Raw genomic sequence first — 17,734 nt, 5'->3', positions numbered from 1 at the left:
CTCTTGTATCAGTCGCTGAACTGCTCGGCGACAAGCTTTCTGAAGGCATCGGCGCGGTGGCTGATGGCGTGCTTTTCTTCCGGCGCGATCTGAGCGAAGGTTTCGCTGCGGCCATTCGGCACGAAGACCGGATCGTAGCCGAAGCCCATGGTACCGCGAGGCGGCCACGAGAACGTGCCGTCGACGCGCCCTTCGTAGACGGCTTCGTCGCCCTCCGGCCAGGCGATCGCAAGGGTGCAGGAAAACCAGCACGAGCGGTCGACCTCCGGTCCCTGCTGGCAGAGCAGGCCTTCGACCTTGCCCATGGCCATGTACCAGTCGCGGCCGGGTTCGCCTTCGAACCACTGCCGCTCCGCCCAGTCCGCGGTGTAGACGCCGGGCCTTCCGCCCAGCGCCGTCACGGAAAGGCCGCTGTCATCGGCAAGGGCCGGCAGCCCGGCCGCCTGCGCGGCGGCGCGGGCTTTGAGCAGCGCGTTCTCGACGAAGGTCGTCCCGGTTTCTTCCGGCTCGGGAAGGCCGAGTTCCCCGGCGGAGACGCAATCCACGCCGTAGGGCGCCAGCAGCGCCGAAATCTCGCGCAGCTTGCCAGCATTGTGCGTGGCGATGACCAGACGGCCTCGGTCGAGCTTGCGGGTCATCAGCGACCCACGGCCTTTGCCTGTGCGGCGAAGATGCGGTCGCAGCCTATGCGGGCAAGGCGCAGCAGGCGCAGCAGGCCTTCCTCGTCGTACGTGGCCCCCTCGGCGGTAGCCTGCGCTTCGGCGATCAGGCCGCCTTCGATCAGGACGAAGTTGGCGTCGGCATCGGCCGCGCTGTCCTCGATGTAGTCGAGGTCGAGAACCGGCGTGCCCTGGTGGATGCCGCAGGAGACGGCGGCGACGCGGGCGGTGATCGGGTCTTCCTTGATCTTGCCCTCCGCCATCAGCTTGTCGACCGCGAGGCGAAGCGCCACCCAGGCACCGGAGATCGATGCCGTGCGGGTGCCGCCATCGGCCTGGAGCACGTCGCAGTCGAGCACGATCTGCCGTTCGCCCAGCTTCTTCATGTCGACGACAGCACGCAGGCTGCGACCGATGAGGCGCTGTATCTCCTGGGTACGACCGGACTGCTTGCCCTTCGCCGCTTCACGGCTGCCGCGGGTGTGAGTGGCACGGGGGAGCATCGAATACTCTGCTGTGACCCAGCCTTCGCCCTTTCCGCGCAGGAAGGGGGGAACCTTCTCCTCGACCGAGGCGGTCACGAGTACGCGGGTGTCTCCGAAGGATACGAGAACTGAACCCTCCGCATGCTTGGTGAAGCCGGTCTGGATGTCGATGGCACGCATTTCGTCGGGCGCACGGCCGGAAGGTCGCATTCGGGAATCCTTGTCTTTGGCGTGTGGGCCGTGGAATACCGTTTCGCCCTTGGCGCAATGGGGTTTACGGTTCAAGGGCATTGCCTAAATTGGACGTTGAGATGCCGACGCCGCCGATCACCGAACTGACGACCCGCGCCCGCGAAATCTTCCGCCTCGTTGTGGAGGGGTATCTTGAGACTGGAACGCCGGTGGGATCCAAGGCGCTGGCGGGCTCTGGAGGGATGAACCTTTCGTCTGCGTCGATCCGCTCGGTGCTTGCCGATCTTGAGAATCAGGGGCTGCTCGCCGCGCCGCATACCAGCGCCGGTCGCCTGCCGACCGAGGCAGGCCTTCGCCTCTTCGTCGACGGCATCATGCAGGTTGCGGAGCCCACGGTCGAGGAGCGCCAGGCCATCGAGCGTCGGATTTCGGCTCCCGGTCCCATAGAGGCCGCGCTGGAAGCGACGAGCGCGTTGTTGTCCAGACTGTCCTCCGGCGCCGGGGTGGTCATGGTTCCTCATCGCGAACCCCGGCTGATGCATCTGCAACTGGTTCCCCTTTCCCCGGGGCGCGCTCTCGCAGTGCTTGTGGGAGAGGATGGCGCGGTCGAGAACCGCGTGCTGAAGCTGCCCATGAGCCTGCCGCCCGGCGCGTTGGAAGAGGCGTCGAACTACATCTCCGCGCATCTGGGAGGGCGGACCCTTGCGGAGGCGGCGCGGGCCATGCGCGGTGAGATCGCATCGGGCAAATCGGCGCTGGATGCGGCGAGTCGTGAGCTTGTGGAGCGCGGGCTGGCGGTCTGGAGCGAGGACGCGATGGCACGGCCGGTGCTTATCGTACGCGGGCAGGCGAACCTGCTGGACGAAGCCGCGCTGATGGATCTGGAACGTGTTCGTTCGCTGCTCGACGACCTGGAAAACAAGCAATCCGTCGCCGACCTCCTGGAAACTGCGCGCGAGGCCGAGGCGACGCGCATCTTCATCGGATCGGAAAATCGCCTTTTCGCGCTTTCGGGTTCGGCAGTGATCGCCTCTCCCTACCGCGACCGCGATGGAAAGGTGGTGGGCGTGGTGGGGGTTATCGGGCCGACCCGGTTGAATTATGCGCGCGTCGTCCCCATGGTGGACTTCACCGCCCAGAGCCTGGGCAAGCTCATCGGATAGCTGGAACAGATACTGAAATGACCGACGACAAGACGCAGTCGCCCGCCATCGATCCTGCCGGGGCCGAAGAACTTCAAGGGGTGCCGGAGGACTTCGTGGACACGACCGGAAAGAACGAGGAAGTCACCTCCCTGCGCGAGAAGCTGGCAACGGCTGAGCAGGACGTGCTGTACGCCCGCGCGGAAACGCAGAACGTGCGCCGCCGGCTGGAGAAGGACATCGCGGACACGCGCGCCTACGCCGCCACCGGCTTTGCCCGGGACATCCTCTCGGTGTCGGACAACCTGTCGCGCGCGCTTTCCGCCATTCCGGCCGACCTGCGCGAGGACGAGAAGCTCAAGAGCCTCGTTACCGGCATTGAAGCGACGGCCCGCGAAATCGACAAGGTCTTTGCCAGCCACGGCATCAGCCGCATTGCCGCCATGGGGCTGCCGCTCGATCCCAACCAGCACCAGGCAATGATCGAAGTGCCGTCGGACGATGCGGAGCCGGGCACCGTGGTTCAGGAACTTCAGGCGGGCTACATGATCAAGGACCGCCTGCTGCGCCCGGCGATGGTGGCGGTGGCCAAGAAGCCGGACTGATACGACTTTTCGCAACTGCTTCAGTTCTTACGTGGCGGCCTGCCCCGGGATAACCGGGCGCAGGCCGTCGCTGCGTTGAGACTCTGCGCGGAACCACTTGCGTTCACTACCGTTCACTTCAGTAGAGCTGACAAGCTGGTCCAAGACTTTCGGAGATCATCGATGCGCAAATTCATCCTCCCCATTTTAGCTGCCGGTGCGTTCACCATGGCAGGCTGTGCAAGCAATTACGGCGGTGAAGGCGCGCTCGCAGGTGGCGCGCTGGGCGCTGGCGTCGGAGCGATTGCCGGCGACGTCGGCACGGGCGCGGCTGTCGGCGCGGCTGCAGGCGCCATTGTCGGCTCTCAGAAAGAAAAGAACAACGAACGCGGCTGCTACCGTTATGACCGCAATGGTGATCGCTACTGGGATCGCGACTGCTGATCAAACGGCTGATTGGCTTGCAACGCGTAAGCCGAACAGGGAAGGGCGCGGGCGCGATGGCGTTCTGCGCCCTTTGTGTTCAGGCAGGGTCACGCCACCGCAGCGGCGCTTGACGTTCCAGGGGCGAAGGGCAGAATGCCCCGATACTGCTCCAGATCAGGCGCTCCCGCGAAGTGCAGGCCCTTGCGCAGCAGAAAGACGTGCCGCACGATTTCGGCCTGTTGCTCGATACCGTAGCGGTCGAGAGTCCACCCGGGTCTTAGCGCATAGTCATACCGGCAAAAGGGATGCCGCATGAAAGGAAGGTAGAAGCGTCCCTTGCGCTGGCTTTGCCAGACATGCGTTGTATAGCCTAAAGTAGCGCACACACCCGGAAACCGCAGATTTATGCGGGTTTAAAGGGTAAAATGCTTTCGAGGGTCGCGAGCGGCGGAGCGCCGGGGACGACGACACCTCGCCGCAATAGGAAAGTGTGCCGGACGATTTCCGCCTGCTGCTCAATGCCGTAGCGATCGAGTGTCCAGCCGGGTTTGATGGCGTAGCTATACCGGCAGAACGGATGCCGGCGCAGAACGAGGTTCACGCCCCGCTGATGTTGCCAGACGTGGACCAGTTCGTGGATCAGGTGTCCCTGCCACCCGATCGTATTGCTGGCGAAGCATTCGCAATAGGCGTCGCCCTTCGGATGAAAATGGATTGCCCCGCGTGGAGCCATTGTTACCTTGCGTGGCTGGAACGGGAACCACTTCCGTCGGTGGAGACGTACAGCATCTAGCTCGATTGCATCTCCGAACATGCCGCGCGCCAACGCGCGTTCGGGTCCGGTAAGCAAACGGCTCTCAGCAGATTGTTTCGTCTCGGCAGATATGGTCTGAGCTCCCTTCACGCACGCGGATGATCACGGCCACGGGCGATGCCGTCCCGACGTTAAAACAGCTTTTATCATTGTTCTCCAGAGCGACCTCAGGGCAGCCGTGGAGCACACATGGAATTCCGGATCGAGCAGGACGCCAGTAATCCCCAGACATTTTATGCCACCTCAGTCTATGATGCGGCCGAGGCTGCCGGCTTCGTCAGGAGCTTTTACGCAGAATTGAAAGCTGGCAACGACCCTTCGGAAGTGGGGGCGGCGTTTAGGCGCGCAATGGCCGAGAATGCCGCGAACGCTTTCGAGCAAATGCAGGTTCACACCTGGTTGGAAAATTGCCCGAAGCATACGGTAAAATGCCAAATGCGTGTCAAACACGAAGAGGGTAGCCTGCCGCAACCTCAGATATCTATAGCATTTTCCGACCGAAAACGGGCAGCGGCATTCGCGATCCGTTTTACCTAACATTTCGAGCGCATACAATTTCCTCTTGTCTTAGCGAAAATGCGCGGATAAGAGAGCGGCCGCCCAACGAGCCGAAGCGATTCCGGTCGCACTACCTTGCTCGTCGGCAGATCGACCCTGCGGTTACGCACACGGAAGCACGGCATAGCTGTGTTCAAAGCGTATCCCGCATTTCCTGGTTTGGGTCGGCCTGACGACGAACGAGGTCGATATGTTGGTAAAATCTGAAAATGTGAACTCCTCCGCCGCGACAGACGGGCGTGCCCTTGTGGCGCGTGATCCCGTTGGCCCGGAAGTGCCTCGCGCATTCACCCCGTCCGACGAAGCGGAACTCCGCCGCCTTCAGGACCGTCACGGTATCGCGACGCGGTTGGAGGGCAACGCGGTTCGCCGCCGCGCGCTTCTGCTGCGCGACCAGCACCGCTTCTTGAAGAAATATGGGGTCGCGTCGATAAATGCCTACGCCGAGAGCTTGGGCTTCAAGCATCTGGCGGCGACCCTCGTCCTTCATCTTGCGGCTCAGTTGTTCCTGAACATCAACATGCAGGAGTCGGCCGAAAACGAGCGGGACGCGCTCCAGCATGAAGTGTCTCAACTCGCCCGCGCGCTGGCGACCCTCGCCGCACGGAGGGGCGAGCACGATCACCTGAACGAAGATGCTTTCGTGGACTGGTATAAGGTGCAGGGCCGTATCTCCGGCCTCGCCAAGGAATACCGCGAGGCCAATCGCGCGGTGAAGGCGGACGGGAGGAAGGCTGATAGCGCCCCGGCCAAGACGCCCGACGAGCAGGTTGCCGAGATGTTCGACAACCCCGCCGCACTCGAAATCGACGCGGTGGCGGGAATCGCCTCGGGGCAAGAAGGCGTGCTGATTTTCCGGCACGAGGGCGCTAAGCTGCGGTTGATCCCGCTGACGGCAAACAAGGCAACCATCATCGGCTTGGCCGGCTATGCGCCATGCCCGCTCACGGCGGCGCCCGCCGATCTTCGCTTTTATCGCGCGATGCTGCTGGCGGGTGCCGCGTTCGTGCCGGACGAGATGAGCGACATCCCCATCGAGGATGTGCCTGAGGGTGACGTGGCGAACGACAGCTACGACATGCTGCCGGCCTATGGCATGTATCTGGTCGAGCGTGACCGCTTCAGCATCGCCCACGCCCGCCGCGATGATGGCCTGATCCTTGAGATCATACCGTCTGTAGACCTCGGCTATACGATGAGGGGCGAATGCTTCATCGACAATTTCACCCGTCGCCGGCTCAGTGAGCGTCTGGTAGGTGAGGCAGATGCCGCGCAGTTCGGCCTGAACCCGGTAGAAGGCGTCGCAGCGCCGGTGACGATTGCGGGGCAGACCAAGACCGTGACCTTCACGAGCAAGGCCGACGGCAAGCCAGTCAACCTCATTATCAAGCCGCGTCAAATGGGCACGGTCTGGACATACCGGGCCAGCTCGGCATTCGCGCCCATAGCATCGGCAATCATGTCGCCCGAAGCGGTGACCGCGTTCGACGGCAGTTTCATGAAGGTTCTGCTCAGGCAGCAGAAGGACCGCGCCGTCACGATCACGGTTGGGAGCAAGGGCATCAGCCTCGCCAACGGCAAGGCTGCTGCTGCACCGTTCGAGGCCAAGACGCAGGGAGCGGCCAAGGTTCAGGTCATGCTCGATGACCTGCGCCGAGCGATGGTCGGGCTGCTGGCCTTGCCGATGACGGCGGGACTGACATGGCGGCTCGATCCCAACGGTCTCTTGCTCATTGAGGCGGCGACGGAGGTGGCCGCCTACCGGGTCTTCGTCCAGACGCTCGAACCGAGCCGCGAGCAGCCAACCCGATCGCGCGCGCTACGCGAGCGGGTCCAGAGCCTGCCCAAGAGCGACGCGCCGGCCGCGGCTGCCGTCTGATGTAATTTCCCGCCCATGTGATTTTTCAGATGGGCGGGATTCTCACACGAGGATCCCCCGTATGACACGCGACTATGCTTCGCGCGGAAAAGACCGCGCGCGCTATCTCTTTGCCGGTCAGGCATCGAGCCACATGACACCTTATCGGAACACGAGCCAGCTTCGCCCTGACGGAATGCCGAACGGAATAGCTTCGCCTTCCGATCTTGATTTCATGAACCGCAGCAATCCGTTCTTCTTCACCGACAGGGTGCTCCACTCAGCAGGGCAGTATATCGGGCGGACTATGCCACTGCCGGTCGGCACCTTCTCAAAGCGTCCCGGCAACACCATCCTGTTCGACAGCGGCGGGCTTCAGTTCGGGCGCGACCCCAGACAATGGCAGGGCGACGCGTCGCGCGCATGGGCGTTGCGCTTCCTCGAAGCCAATGCCGACGAGGCGATCACGCTCGACGTGCCCACCCGCGTCATCACGCCGGGAACGCCCCCCTTTGACACCTTCGCGGCGGCCTTGGCGACCACGGCGGAGAACAACCGCTATTTCGCGCGCCATCGCTCGTCAGACGTGAAGTTCCTGTCCGTCCTTCAGGGCGAGACGAGCGCCGATGCCGTTGCGTGGTATGACGCTGTGAAGGTCCAGCCGTTCGAGGGCTGGGCGTTCGGTGGCTCCATGCGAACCGACTATGTTCACATCACGGGCATGATGCTGCGGCTGATGGCGGACGGATTGTTGACGCCCGAGCGCAACCGCTTCCACTTTCTCGGCGTCGGCACGCTGACCCATGCAGTCATGCTGAGTGCGCTTCAGAAGGCCTTGCGCGAGCATCTGGGCGACGATGATTTGCTCGTTACCTTCGACACCAGTTCGCCGTCGCATCTGGCGACGAACGGCAAGATTTATGGCTATCCGAACATCTCACCCACCTCGTTCGTCATGTCGATTTTGAGGCCCCCGGCCGATCCAGTTCATCAGGAATGGCGCACGCCTTTCCCAGTTACGAGCAGCCGGATCGCCGAGCGGTTGCTGGTCAGCGATTTGTGCGTGCCCGCGATCACCCGGCAAGCGGGCTGGGACGCGCTGGGGCACGAAATTGTGGTCAACCACAACCACGAAAGCCTGCTGCGCGGCATCGACGACGCCAACGCGACCATGGAGATGCCGAGTGCGTGGTCGAGCGAGCGTGCGCCCGATCACATCATCAGGGCCTATCGAGCGTTGCGGACCATGTTCCGCTATCCCGACCCGCTCACGCATGTTCGCCGCCAGAGCGCCGCTTTCGCCAAAATCCGAGGCGGGAAGGCCATAGAGGGAGACGACGAATAGTCGAAGGCCGATGCGGCGGTGAACTATGTTGCGTCGACCTTGCTCATGTGGCGATAGACACTGGCGCGACCGACGCCCATCTCGCGGGCAATGGCGGCGGGGGCCATCCCTGCCGCCATCAGCGTTTCGATTCGGGCGGTGTCGATGCTGGGCTTGCGACCGCGATACACCCCCCTAGCTTTGGCGCGCTCAATCCCGTCGCGCTGGCGGTCGCGGCGAATGTCGGCTTCGAACTCGGCCACCGCGCCGAGGATCGACAGCGTGAGCTTACCGGTGCTCGTCGTGGTGTCGATGCCGGATTGCTGAAGGACGCGGAAACCACAGCCTTTGGCGGTCAGCCGCTCGATCAGCCGGTGAAGGTCCACCACTGATCGAGCAAGACGATCCAGCCGCGTCACGGCCAGCACATCGCCCTCGCGCACGAAGTCGAGAGCATCGGCCAGCGCATCGCGTCCCTCGACGGTTCGACCGCTGCGCTTCTCCGCGAAGATTTTCTCGCAGCCGGCCGCCTCAAGCTGCTCGTGCTGGACTTCAAGGCTCTGGCTGCTGGAACTGACGCGCGCGTAACCGACGATCATGGCACCTCCTGTCTCGGATGGGTTCAGACCCTCACTGCCAAGTGTCTCGGAAGCCCTGCGTCAACCGAAACAAGACGCGGCCGACTGTCTCGACGCAGCGTCTCGGGCGGGTAAACCCAAAGCTACAGGAAGCTCACACCTCGACCCCGTTTTCCTTGAAGAACCTCAGCAGCCCGTAGATCCGCTCCATATACGTGATGAATTGTCCCATGTTAGCGAGAACCACCCCTTGATCCAAATCAGGGATAATTTGTGGATGACCGACTGCGTTTCTGGTGTGCCTATAAAAATTGAACGCGCCATCAAGAAGCTGATCTAAGTCTTGCGCCAATCCATCTGCCGGCTTTGTCTTTGCACTCCTATAGGACGCCTTGAACTCATCGTATTTCTTAGAGATCATGCGCTGATTTGCTCTTGTCTGAAACGAAGCCTTCTTAGCATCATCTTTGATGCTCTCCGAGTATCCGTCGATCAGAAGGAGTATCGCCTTTTCGCTGGCGGCACCCAGCATAAAGGCTGCGGCAGCCGTGCTTCCGGCCTTATAGCAACGAAGTGACTCCTGAAAGAACCACAATACCACGTCGTCGCACTCGGGTATTCTCTCCCGGAGGGTCTGTGGAAACTTCTCGATCTCCGCCGGAAGCAGTATTCCGGGAGCCGCAGCGCCTGCTTGGATGCTATCTTTCACCTCAGAGAGCCACGTCTTTAACGGGCTTTCTGCACCTTCTACATGCATTTTTCCGCTGTTGAAGACGATAATGGCTGCTCGGCTCGCCCCGGACTTAGCCGAGAACTTTGTCGCGTGTTGAATATCGGCTTCGGCCTCCAGCACAGTGTTCGTTGTCAGAGCACTTCTGACCGCATCGCAAATCGTTGCGTCTCCGTTCGCCACTTCCCACCCCCAAGCTCCTGTGCGGACCGGATTGGCGGAAGTGCGAGCCATAGGCAAGCAGATCCGATACTTCGCTGGCATCGGACTTGGCGGGCTCAGCGGCACTGGGTGAGCGCACGCGTCATCACTCGCTGCGCGAGCAATTCGGCGGTATCCCGCTCCTCCAAACAGAGGGCAGACTTTGCCAAACTGTGGAGGCTCATCGCAAGCTTAAGCAGCGCCCGCAAGCTGGGCTTTGCGCGAGAGCAGCGAAGGTAATCGTAGTAGCGAGGCGAGTGGCCGAGATATTCGGTCGAGAAGACCGCATGTGTCGGCGTCAGCCCGGCCGATTTCAGAAACTGGAATACGTCGTCGAGGATCATGTCGTGCGCCTCCGTTTACGGGAACGCTCGTATTTATCGGCGGACGGGATCGGTCAGCGTGCGTGATAAATAGAAAATACGAGCCGGCTAACATCCCCGGCCACAAGGAGAACAGATGGCGCAAGCCACGCAACAGCCCCCAACGAGGGGCGAAATATACCGAACGGCATGTATCCGCTGGATGACCGATTTCGATCCCGACCTGTTCGTCACCTTCGTCTTCAACCGTAGCATCAGCATGGACGAAGCGCAGGCAATATTCGAGAAGTTCCACGGGCATTTGGACCGTAAGCTGATCGGCCGCGCCTTTCTGCGCCGACCCAACGACCGAACCGATTATATCGCGACCGTCGAAAAGCCTGACGCCAACATCCACATCCACGCACTATTCAAGATGACGGCAATCCAGAAGGTACGCTTTTGCCTGATCGCCAACGGCATATGGGAAGGTCTGGTGAAGGGCGGCAACCTCGATATTCAAACCGTTTACGGCGCCGAGGGCGTTGCCGACTATATCACGAAGGAACTCAGGCCGGAGACGAGCGACCGCCTTCTCCTGCCCCGCCATAAGGAAGTCTCGCCCTCTCGATAATGTCGGGGGCTGCCGCTACGCGAGGCTCTACGGTTCATCGATACATCACGCAACGCGGACCGATCATGGGCCGCAGTGATGAGTATCACCAGATGATATAGATCAGAGGCGATAAAGGCAGAACGATACGACGAAGAGACAGACGATACGAACAGCGACACGAAGAAACCAGCGATAGACAGAAACAGCGATATTCCGTCACCAACCCCAACGGCACCAAAAACCGTGGTCATGGTGGCGGAATTATTTTTGGCTGAATTTCTGGGTTTTATCGCCAATCTTCGGTCGCTCTCACGAACGACGACACTACGGCTCGCATTCGTCCGAAACCAAAAGGAGATGCGAATGTCGATCCTCAAGTCCCTCAAGCTTGCTGCTGCTGCCCCGGCGAATCTCGCCACCTCCGAGCACGGCTTCCGCACGAAGCTGCTGCGCTACCTCGCCGAGCAGAAGGCGCTCGCGGAGGCGGAAATCGCCGGCACGTCGTTCAACGCGACCCGGCGCGTGACGCGCACCAACGATGCTGGCGAAAAGGTCCGCGTGGACGCGCCGCGCGCTGTGCGGAAAGGCTGGTTCACCGATGCGAGCGGAAAGATGTTTTTCCAGCTCCGCTACGGCAGCAAGCCGCTGGATTTTGCCAAGGGCATGAACGCGGTCGAGGTCCAGAACCTCAGCGAAGTGCCCGAAATCATCAACTCGATTGTCGAGGCGATCAACGCTGGCGAGCTGGACCCGCAGCTCACGGCAGCCATCGCGGAGCGCAAGGCGAACTTCAAGCCGAAGGCGAAGAAGGCGGCGGCGTGATGCTGGAGACAGTGAGGCGGGCGACCATCGCCCGCCTCAACGACCATTTCCGCGCCACGGGCGAAGACGGGTGGATTTTCCTGTCCCGTGGGGTCGCCGTCCTGCCGATCGCGACGAAGGACGAGGTGATCCATGCCGTCCGTCTGTTCGGCGATTTCACCTCCGATAACGATCCGCACGGAGAACACGACTGCGCGCTGCTAATGGTCAGGGGCCACCACATTATGTGGAAGATCGATTATTACCCGCGCGACCGCAATCGGCCAGATGATCCCGATCCAGCCAATCCGGCTACGACCAGGCGCGTGATGACGATCATGTTGGCGGAGGAATATTGATGCGCCGCTACGACGCCCGCGACATAACGGAACACCATTATCGGGCGCTTCGCCTGCTGCTAACGCTCAATGTGGCGGAGGCGCATATCGTCGTCCGCAGCAAGCGCGCTTGGCCGCCGCCAATTTCCTTCTCACCTCGTCAGCCAGAAACGCACATTCCCGGCGACGCCATCAACTGACCCGCCTATTCGTTGGCGTGAGCCAACAGGCCGGCCAACGTCAGGCTTTCCGTCACCTGCGTGTCGGCGAGCAGAATGTAGCGCCAAGGCTTGCCGTCGCCCTCAGCGGCAAACTCATTCGCGTTCGCGACCCACGCACGCGCAGCTCGGGCCTTTTCCTCCACCACGGGATCGTCAAGCTCGCGCTCGGCCTTCACCTCGACGATCAGCTTGCAGTCGTCACATTCGACGACGAAATCCGGTTCGTAGCGGCGGCCCCGGTCATATTCGATATCGAACTGGCCGGTCGCAGGGCGAAGCCATTTCAGAACGCGCGGCATCCGGTCGCTGTCAATGATCGCGGCGAAGCGGCGCTCTGGGTCGCTATCGAACTTCTGGAATTGATATGGGCACTTCTTCGACCCGTAGAACAGGTAGCTCGGCGTCGATGATAGCGGATTGGCCGCATCGGTAAGCGGAAGCCGCTTGGTCAGGCTCACGCCAAGCTGCTGAGGCTTCAGCGCCTTGAACGAGCGCACGCGCCGCGCCCGATATTCCACGGGTGTTTCCCGGTAATGATCGCGCATCTGATCGAAGATGAAGCGGGCCAGCGCCTTGCCCTGTTCGAGCGCGACGGCTTCCACCTCTTCCTCGGTCGGCAGATAGGCGCGCAGCCGCTCCACCATCTGCCCGGCAAGCTTGTAGAGGAGGTCGGCCTGACTGTCGTAATCCACTTCGGGGAAGTCGATCAGGTGGCGGATGACATAGTTCTCCACGTGCTTCTCGCGCGGGCCGTCCTGCGAGCGGGCAAGCTCGCGCTGCACGTCCGTCCGCAGATTGCGGATCAGGATCGTGTCGGAACTGGCGCGGAAGCGGATGGTGTCGAGATTGCCGAGATCGAAGTCGTCAAACCAGAAGTTCACCTCCCGGCTCGGCAACACAACAATCTCAGGGATTTCGATGCTGTTGTCGGCAATGGACGCCGCGATCTGCGCGACCAGTTGCTCGACGTCCGCCTGCGGCAGAACGGTGTCGAAGCTTCCCTGCGCCGCTTGCGTCGCCTGCCGAACGTCACGCGCGATCTGCGCCTGAACCTCAGGATTGCGAAGATCGGCAAGGCCGCCGGTTAGCGTCCGCTCATATTTGTCGCGGATGAACTCCATCGTCGTGTTCGCATAGGCGACCTGTTCCGGCGTCGGCGGCACATAGGCCGTGCGCTCATCGTTCACGCGTGCCGGAGTGGCACCCGGTAGATCAAGTTGCCAGCCTGTGAAGATCGCCTCAGCGGCGGTCGGCACGGAAATGACCTCGCGATGCTCGGTCGTGATGTCGCCGCCTTCGCCGATGGTCAGCGATTTCATCGCTATGACGGAATTGGGCTTGCGCGCCTCTTGGATCACCTCGTCAAAGCGATCGTGCGCGATGACGGTCAGGGTATCGACCATCTCGTTGCCTGTCCGCGCGCCATAGGGCAGGCGAAGACCTCGCCCAAGGGTCTGCTCAGTCAGAATTTCCGATGCCGACGCGCGTAGCGGGACGATGGTGTAGAGGTTGGTGACGTCCCAGCCTTCCTTCAGCTTGTTCACATGGATCACGATATCGGTCTGGGCGTCGTGCTCCAGACTGACGAGCCGGGCCATCGCCTCGTTGCTTTCCTCGCCGGTCTGGTTCGAGTGAACCTCGATCACGCGGCCGCGATAGCTGCCCTGAAAGAAGTCGTCGCTTTCGAGAAAAGCGTGGAGGTCTTTGGCATGGTTGGTGTCGCGCGCGACGACCAGCATGAACGGATGAACCGAAGGGCGCCCCGATTGCCGCGCATATAGCTCCAGCTCCACCTTCACCTGCTCGTGATAGGTGATGCCGTCCTCCAGCATGATCCGCTCAAGCTGTGCTTCGTCGTAGTCGGCACGCCGGAAGTTCTCGCGCGTGGCCACCGCCGGCTCCTTCACATAGCCGTCCGCCATCGCCTGCCCGAGGCCATAGTGATAGATGACGTTGCGGAAATCCTTGGGGCTTGCTCCCACGGTCTTCGGCGTCGCGGTCAGCTCAAGGCCGAGCTTCGGTCTGAGGTCATAAACGGCATTCGCAGCGGCCTTGGCGCGATAGCGATGCGCCTCGTCCATCAGCATCACGAGGTCGTCCAGGCCAGCGAGATAGTCGAAATAGCTCTCGCCCAGCGTCTCGCGGAAGCTGCGGATGCGGCCCTTTTCCTTGTTGATCTTATCGACATTGAAAATGTTGATGATCGCGTCGCCGATAAGCTGAGTGCCGCGAATGCCGCGACCCTCATCCCAGGTATCGCCGGTGACGATAATCGGTGGCGTCTGCGCGAATTCCGCGATACCCCGGAAGACGTATTTCGGCGAGGACTGGCGGGAGAAATCCTCGACCAGCTTGTCGTAGATCGTCGTGTTGGGGGCGAGCAGGAAAAAATTCTTCGAGCGGCCCGTGAGATAGAGATAGGCGATGAACGCGCCCATAAGCCGAGTCTTCCCGACGCCCGTTGCCAGCGAGAAGCACAGCGACGGGAAGGCTCGCTCAAAACTTTCGACGGAGGGATAGGTGACCGCGACTTGCGCGAGCAACGCCTGCGTGTCCACTTCGCCCTGCCAGTCGATCCGATCAGCAATGTCCGCGAGGATGGTCAGCGCCTCCTCCTGCGGCTTCCGCAAGGACAGGCGCTGCGCGACCTGACGGCGAATGCGCTGGTTGGGCGTCAGCGTAATCGGATCGGCCTCAGCCATTGGCTTGGCCCTCCACGGCATCAAAGAGCGGCCCGGCGCTGTCTTCCGGTTCCGGTTCAACCTCGGGCAACGCCGCGACGTTGAGCGAATAATCGTCGCGTCCCCATTCGCACTTGGTGAGGATCGAAGATGGTATTTTGCGGCACGTTAGGTTGGGGAACGCGTCCAGATTGCCGCTGAATGCCTTGGCGCAAATCATCAGCGTCCGACGCGGACCCACCTCTTCCGAGAGCAAGCGCAAGGCCTCATGTGTCAGGCTCTGCGTGGTGACGTAAAGGAAGTCCGTCTCGCTCGATTGGCCGTGCCGCCAATACTCCGCCTCGTCCTGCGACGGCGCATAGGTGAAGCCAAGATGCTTACACATGGCCTCAGCCAGCATCGGCCCGTTATATTCGCCGGAGATAACCCAATTTCCCCAGCGGTCCTTTTCAAGCAGCGAAGGCGCGAGAGTGTAATACCGGAAACCCCCGCCGCCTTCCCAGGCGACGGCCTTGGTGATGCCACCCTGATCCACGCCATCGATAACCTTCTGCAGGCGTGGCACGACATGAGTGTCAGCATGATCGCCAATTTCAACCATGATCCAGCGTCTGCCCATCTTGTGCGCGACAGCGCCGGTGGTTCCAGATCCGGCAAAGCTGTCGAGCACAAGTTCGCCCGTCGCACTCGCTAAATCGAAGCAGCGTTTTATCAGCGCCTCCGGCTTCTTCCCCTTTGGAAATTCCACGCCACCTTCATTGTGAAGATTGTTCGAAAGAATATCGTCCCATATCGTTGTCAGTGGCTCCCCAGCCACATACTTCCCATCGACCATTTTCAACTTATCGGAATAAAAAAGAATTCGCTCTCCGCCCACGAGATAGAAGTCTGCATGGTCGTCACGCTCGAGCCGGAATATCTCTTTTGGCGATGCTAACGATTTATCGATCATGGCTCTCGCGGCGGCGCTCACGGAATTGTAATCGGGTCGTGCAGGACGAATGACGCTCTCCGCATTCTCGACAACAAACGCCTCTAATTGTGGCTCAAGGTCGTCCCCTAGGCGCTTTTTCAAGTCTCTCTGCGGTATGCCGACATGCCTGCTGAATGCGTCTGAAAGCGTCGAAAACCGCCATTGGGTATAGGGGTCATCTCGATTGACAATGAACCGGCCATATCGCTTATCTCGCGATGCGCGAGCAGAAAAGACGCGGTTTGGCTTCCAAAGCGACTTATCTTTGGCGTATATCAATATGAAATTCGATGTTGTTACGACACCAGGATTTATGGCTTTGTGTCCAGTCGCGGAACCCTGTTTGAACGTGATGATATTAATCCTATTGGATCGCCCGAATATCTCGTCACATACTACCGTGAGATAGCCCAATTCGTTATCATCAATATGGACAAATATTGTCCCATCTGAGCTTAGCAGGCTGCGGAGATGCTTGAGGCGTTCGCGCATCAACGTGAGCCATAACGAATGCTCCATACCGTCATCGTAGTTCGGAAAAGCCTGCTTCGTATTGAAAGGAGGGTCAATGTAAACACACTTCACCTTGCCCGCGTAATCCGCTTCCAGCGCCTTGAGCGCGAGCAGATTGTCGCCCTTGATGAGCATGTTGTCGAACAGGTCGCCTTCGCGCCGGGCCGCCGCGTGATAGCTCTTGTCGGAGTGTTCGATCAGGATACGCGGCTCCAGCTTCGGGCGCTCCTCCTTCCCGGGCCAGGTCAGTTCGAGTTTGGTTTTCTTCATCGTCATGGCGCGGTCGTTAGCCCGTTCTCCAGAGTGTGTCGCGCGGATAGCTCCGCTTGTGATTGCATCGGCAAGCCGAGACGCTTCGCCTTGCCGATGACGGCATTGCGGCTGATGCCGCCGAGCTGCTTTCCAATCTCAGCCGCCGACGCGCCCTGCGTCCAGAGTTTCTGGAGCAGCGCGACGCGCTCCGCAGGCCAAGCTCCCGTCGGGCTTGCCTCCGGATCGGGGTGTGACAGCTCCACCGTTTGCGAGGAGCCTTCTGGCGGCGATGATGGCGAACCATCCAACAGGGCAATGCGGTGCACTAGGTCGGCCCGCTGCTCATGATAGCGCCGAAATTTGGGCGAGCCGGAAAGGAACCGCTGCCCCTTGGCGTCCAGCGCCGCCAGCATATCCGTCAGCATGTCGCGCTCAGCCGCGATTTTGCCGTTCGGCGACGGCGAGGGCTCGCTGATCGTGGGCGGCGTGGGCGGCATCACAAGCTCACTCAGTTCGGGCGCGGCTTGCTTCATTGACACGGCAAGCTTGCGGAGAATGGGCGACGCCTTGGGCAGATCATCGCGACCGCTATTTTGGGAGACAGGTTTTCCCGAACCGAGCGCGAGCTGCTCCCGTTCCTTCTGGGCCACGGCCTCGGCTTCCGCTTTCTTCCGCGCCTGCTCGGCAAGGCGGGCACGCTCGCGCGCCTCCTTCGCCCGCCGCTCTTTGTGTATCCGCAATTTCCTGCCTTGGACGCGACGCAGGCTTGCGCCGCCCGCCCCATGTTCAGGGGCAAGCGGATTGCGCGGGCGGATCGCTCCAACCCCGTGCCAGCGCACGACAAAGGTCGGCTCCACCTCAATTATGACTTCCTCTCGTCGCCACAAGGCTTCTTCCAATCGCGTCGCATTCGATCGGATTTGCGCGACCTCCGCTCGGCTGTCCTCGAAGATGGCATCGGTTTCCGCATCCAGCTCGGCGATGAGCTTGTCGAAAATCGAGCGCGCCTCGAGGGTCAATTCGGGGAAACGGCGACGGCGGCGCAGCTCGTTTATCTGGCGCATCAGCCGGTCGGTAGCCATTCGCGCCCGTGCCTCTACCGCCGCAATGCGCTCGTCGGTGGCGATCAGATGGCGTTGGAGGGCCGCGTTCGTTTCCCGCTGCCAGCGCGCATAGACCTGCCCTTCCTCCTCGCAGAGAAGCTCATCGAGCAGTTCGGGCGGATGCTCGAAACAGGGGCCGAGATCGGACCACGAACATTTGAGCAAGTTCGCCGCCTGAAAGGCGGGAATGGGATTTTCCCATTCGTCACATGCCGCGACGATCATGGTGCGATAGATTTCCGTGGCGCTTTCGAGCGTCGCCTGCGCGCCGAGAAGCCAGCCGTTTTCGCCACGGAAGCGCGCGACATGCGACCAATGCCCCTCATAGGTGTCGAGGTCCAGTTCCATACAAAGCGGCGCTTGGCGGAACTCCTCCAGCATGG

General features: G+C 61.2%; 19 protein-coding genes and 1 pseudogene. 10 read left to right on the top strand and 10 right to left on the bottom strand.

Annotated features, from left to right (window positions below; translation table 11 throughout):
- Positions 1-8 precede the first annotated feature (8 nt).
- Both rdgB and rph read right to left on the bottom strand, forming a co-directional pair.
- Positions 9-638, bottom strand: coding sequence for an RdgB/HAM1 family non-canonical purine NTP pyrophosphatase (gene rdgB, locus C2R25_RS13960; RefSeq protein ID WP_103729787.1), 630 nt, complete (start codon positions 636-638; stop codon positions 9-11).
- The gene (gene rph, locus C2R25_RS13955; RefSeq protein WP_103729786.1) at positions 638-1,354 is read right to left on the bottom strand and encodes a ribonuclease PH; all 717 of its coding nucleotides are present in this window, start codon (positions 1,352-1,354) and stop codon (positions 638-640) included. Before rph ends, rdgB begins: the two co-directional genes overlap by 1 nt.
- A 101-nt stretch (positions 1,355-1,455) precedes the next feature.
- On the opposite strand from rph, the gene hrcA reads away from it, so the two are divergent.
- The 3 genes from hrcA (at position 1,456) to C2R25_RS13940 (ending at position 3,506) form a co-directional block, all read left to right on the top strand.
- A complete protein-coding gene (hrcA, locus tag C2R25_RS13950) occupies positions 1,456-2,499 on the top strand; it encodes a heat-inducible transcriptional repressor HrcA (protein ID WP_103729881.1) in 1,044 nt (347 codons plus the stop codon).
- Positions 2,500-2,516: 17 nt separating this feature from the next.
- On the top strand, positions 2,517-3,083 hold the full coding sequence (gene grpE / locus C2R25_RS13945) for a nucleotide exchange factor GrpE (protein ID WP_103729785.1): 567 nt from the start codon (positions 2,517-2,519) through the stop codon (positions 3,081-3,083).
- A gap of 162 nt (positions 3,084-3,245) precedes the next feature.
- Positions 3,246-3,506: a glycine zipper domain-containing protein gene (locus tag C2R25_RS13940; RefSeq protein WP_103729784.1), complete on the top strand. Its 261-nt coding sequence runs from the start codon at positions 3,246-3,248 to the stop codon at positions 3,504-3,506.
- An 89-nt stretch (positions 3,507-3,595) separates the two neighbouring features.
- Here the strand turns inward: C2R25_RS13940 and C2R25_RS13935 are convergent.
- A pseudogene (locus tag C2R25_RS13935) lies at positions 3,596-3,850 on the bottom strand (vgr related protein); the annotation flags it as partial.
- Positions 3,851-3,891: 41 nt separating this feature from the next.
- On the bottom strand, positions 3,892-4,302 hold the full coding sequence (locus C2R25_RS13930; protein WP_103729880.1) for a vgr related protein: 411 nt from the start codon (positions 4,300-4,302) through the stop codon (positions 3,892-3,894).
- Between the two features lie 189 nt (positions 4,303-4,491).
- Here C2R25_RS13930 and C2R25_RS13925 point away from each other — a divergent pair, with 189 nt between their 5' ends.
- The 3 genes from C2R25_RS13925 (at position 4,492) to C2R25_RS13915 (ending at position 8,063) form a co-directional block, all read left to right on the top strand.
- Positions 4,492-4,839: a hypothetical protein gene (locus C2R25_RS13925; RefSeq protein WP_103729783.1), complete on the top strand. Its 348-nt coding sequence runs from the start codon at positions 4,492-4,494 to the stop codon at positions 4,837-4,839.
- Positions 4,840-5,071: 232 nt separating this feature from the next.
- Positions 5,072-6,739 carry a hypothetical protein gene (locus C2R25_RS13920; RefSeq protein WP_103729782.1) on the top strand — a complete coding sequence of 556 codons (1,668 nt, stop codon included), beginning with the start codon at positions 5,072-5,074 and terminating at the stop codon, positions 6,737-6,739.
- Positions 6,740-6,800: 61 nt separating this feature from the next.
- Positions 6,801-8,063: a hypothetical protein gene (locus tag C2R25_RS13915; RefSeq protein WP_103729781.1), complete on the top strand. Its 1,263-nt coding sequence runs from the start codon at positions 6,801-6,803 to the stop codon at positions 8,061-8,063.
- Between the two features lie 23 nt (positions 8,064-8,086).
- Here C2R25_RS13915 and C2R25_RS13910 read toward each other — a convergent pair whose 3' ends face one another.
- The 3 genes from C2R25_RS13910 to C2R25_RS13900 form a co-directional block, all read right to left on the bottom strand.
- Entirely contained in the window at positions 8,087-8,641 is a 555-nt protein-coding gene (locus tag C2R25_RS13910; protein WP_103729780.1) for a recombinase family protein, read from the bottom strand.
- A 133-nt stretch (positions 8,642-8,774) separates the two neighbouring features.
- Positions 8,775-9,584: a hypothetical protein gene (locus C2R25_RS13905; RefSeq protein ID WP_199183836.1), complete on the bottom strand. Its 810-nt coding sequence runs from the start codon at positions 9,582-9,584 to the stop codon at positions 8,775-8,777.
- 44 nt (positions 9,585-9,628) lie between these two features.
- Positions 9,629-9,895, bottom strand: coding sequence for a DUF6626 family protein (locus C2R25_RS13900; RefSeq protein WP_103729778.1), 267 nt, complete (start codon positions 9,893-9,895; stop codon positions 9,629-9,631).
- Positions 9,896-10,076: 181 nt separating this feature from the next.
- On the opposite strand from C2R25_RS13900, the gene C2R25_RS13895 reads away from it, so the two are divergent.
- From C2R25_RS13895 to C2R25_RS13880, 4 genes are all read left to right on the top strand, one after another.
- Positions 10,077-10,487, top strand: a complete 411-nt coding sequence (locus tag C2R25_RS13895) for a hypothetical protein (RefSeq protein ID WP_103729777.1) — start codon at positions 10,077-10,079, stop codon at positions 10,485-10,487.
- Between the two features lie 231 nt (positions 10,488-10,718).
- Positions 10,719-11,291: a hypothetical protein gene (locus tag C2R25_RS13890; protein WP_233204004.1), complete on the top strand. Its 573-nt coding sequence runs from the start codon at positions 10,719-10,721 to the stop codon at positions 11,289-11,291.
- Positions 11,291-11,629, top strand: a complete 339-nt coding sequence (locus C2R25_RS13885) for a DUF3768 domain-containing protein (RefSeq protein WP_103729775.1) — start codon at positions 11,291-11,293, stop codon at positions 11,627-11,629. The genes C2R25_RS13890 and C2R25_RS13885 overlap by 1 nt, the downstream gene beginning before the upstream one ends.
- A complete protein-coding gene (locus tag C2R25_RS13880) occupies positions 11,629-11,808 on the top strand; it encodes a hypothetical protein (RefSeq protein ID WP_103729774.1) in 180 nt (59 codons plus the stop codon). Before C2R25_RS13885 ends, C2R25_RS13880 begins: the two co-directional genes overlap by 1 nt.
- Before the next feature lie 5 nt (positions 11,809-11,813).
- Here C2R25_RS13880 and C2R25_RS13875 read toward each other — a convergent pair whose 3' ends face one another.
- The 3 genes from C2R25_RS13875 to C2R25_RS21210 are packed head-to-tail and all read right to left on the bottom strand — an operon-like array spanning position 11,814 to position 17,732.
- Positions 11,814-14,531, bottom strand: a complete 2,718-nt coding sequence (locus C2R25_RS13875) for a DEAD/DEAH box helicase family protein (protein ID WP_103729773.1) — start codon at positions 14,529-14,531, stop codon at positions 11,814-11,816.
- Positions 14,524-16,272 carry a site-specific DNA-methyltransferase gene (locus C2R25_RS13870; protein ID WP_103729772.1) on the bottom strand — a complete coding sequence of 583 codons (1,749 nt, stop codon included), beginning with the start codon at positions 16,270-16,272 and terminating at the stop codon, positions 14,524-14,526. The genes C2R25_RS13875 and C2R25_RS13870 overlap by 8 nt, the downstream gene beginning before the upstream one ends.
- Entirely contained in the window at positions 16,269-17,732 is a 1,464-nt protein-coding gene (locus C2R25_RS21210) for a GcrA family cell cycle regulator (protein ID WP_304465948.1), read from the bottom strand. The genes C2R25_RS13870 and C2R25_RS21210 overlap by 4 nt, the downstream gene beginning before the upstream one ends.
- Positions 17,733-17,734: the final 2 nt, after the last annotated feature.

The organism is Novosphingobium sp. HII-3, assembly GCF_002916655.1.
Lineage (GTDB): Bacteria > Pseudomonadota > Alphaproteobacteria > Sphingomonadales > Sphingomonadaceae > Novosphingobium > Novosphingobium panipatense.
This window is presented reverse-complemented; position numbering and strand designations above follow the sequence as displayed.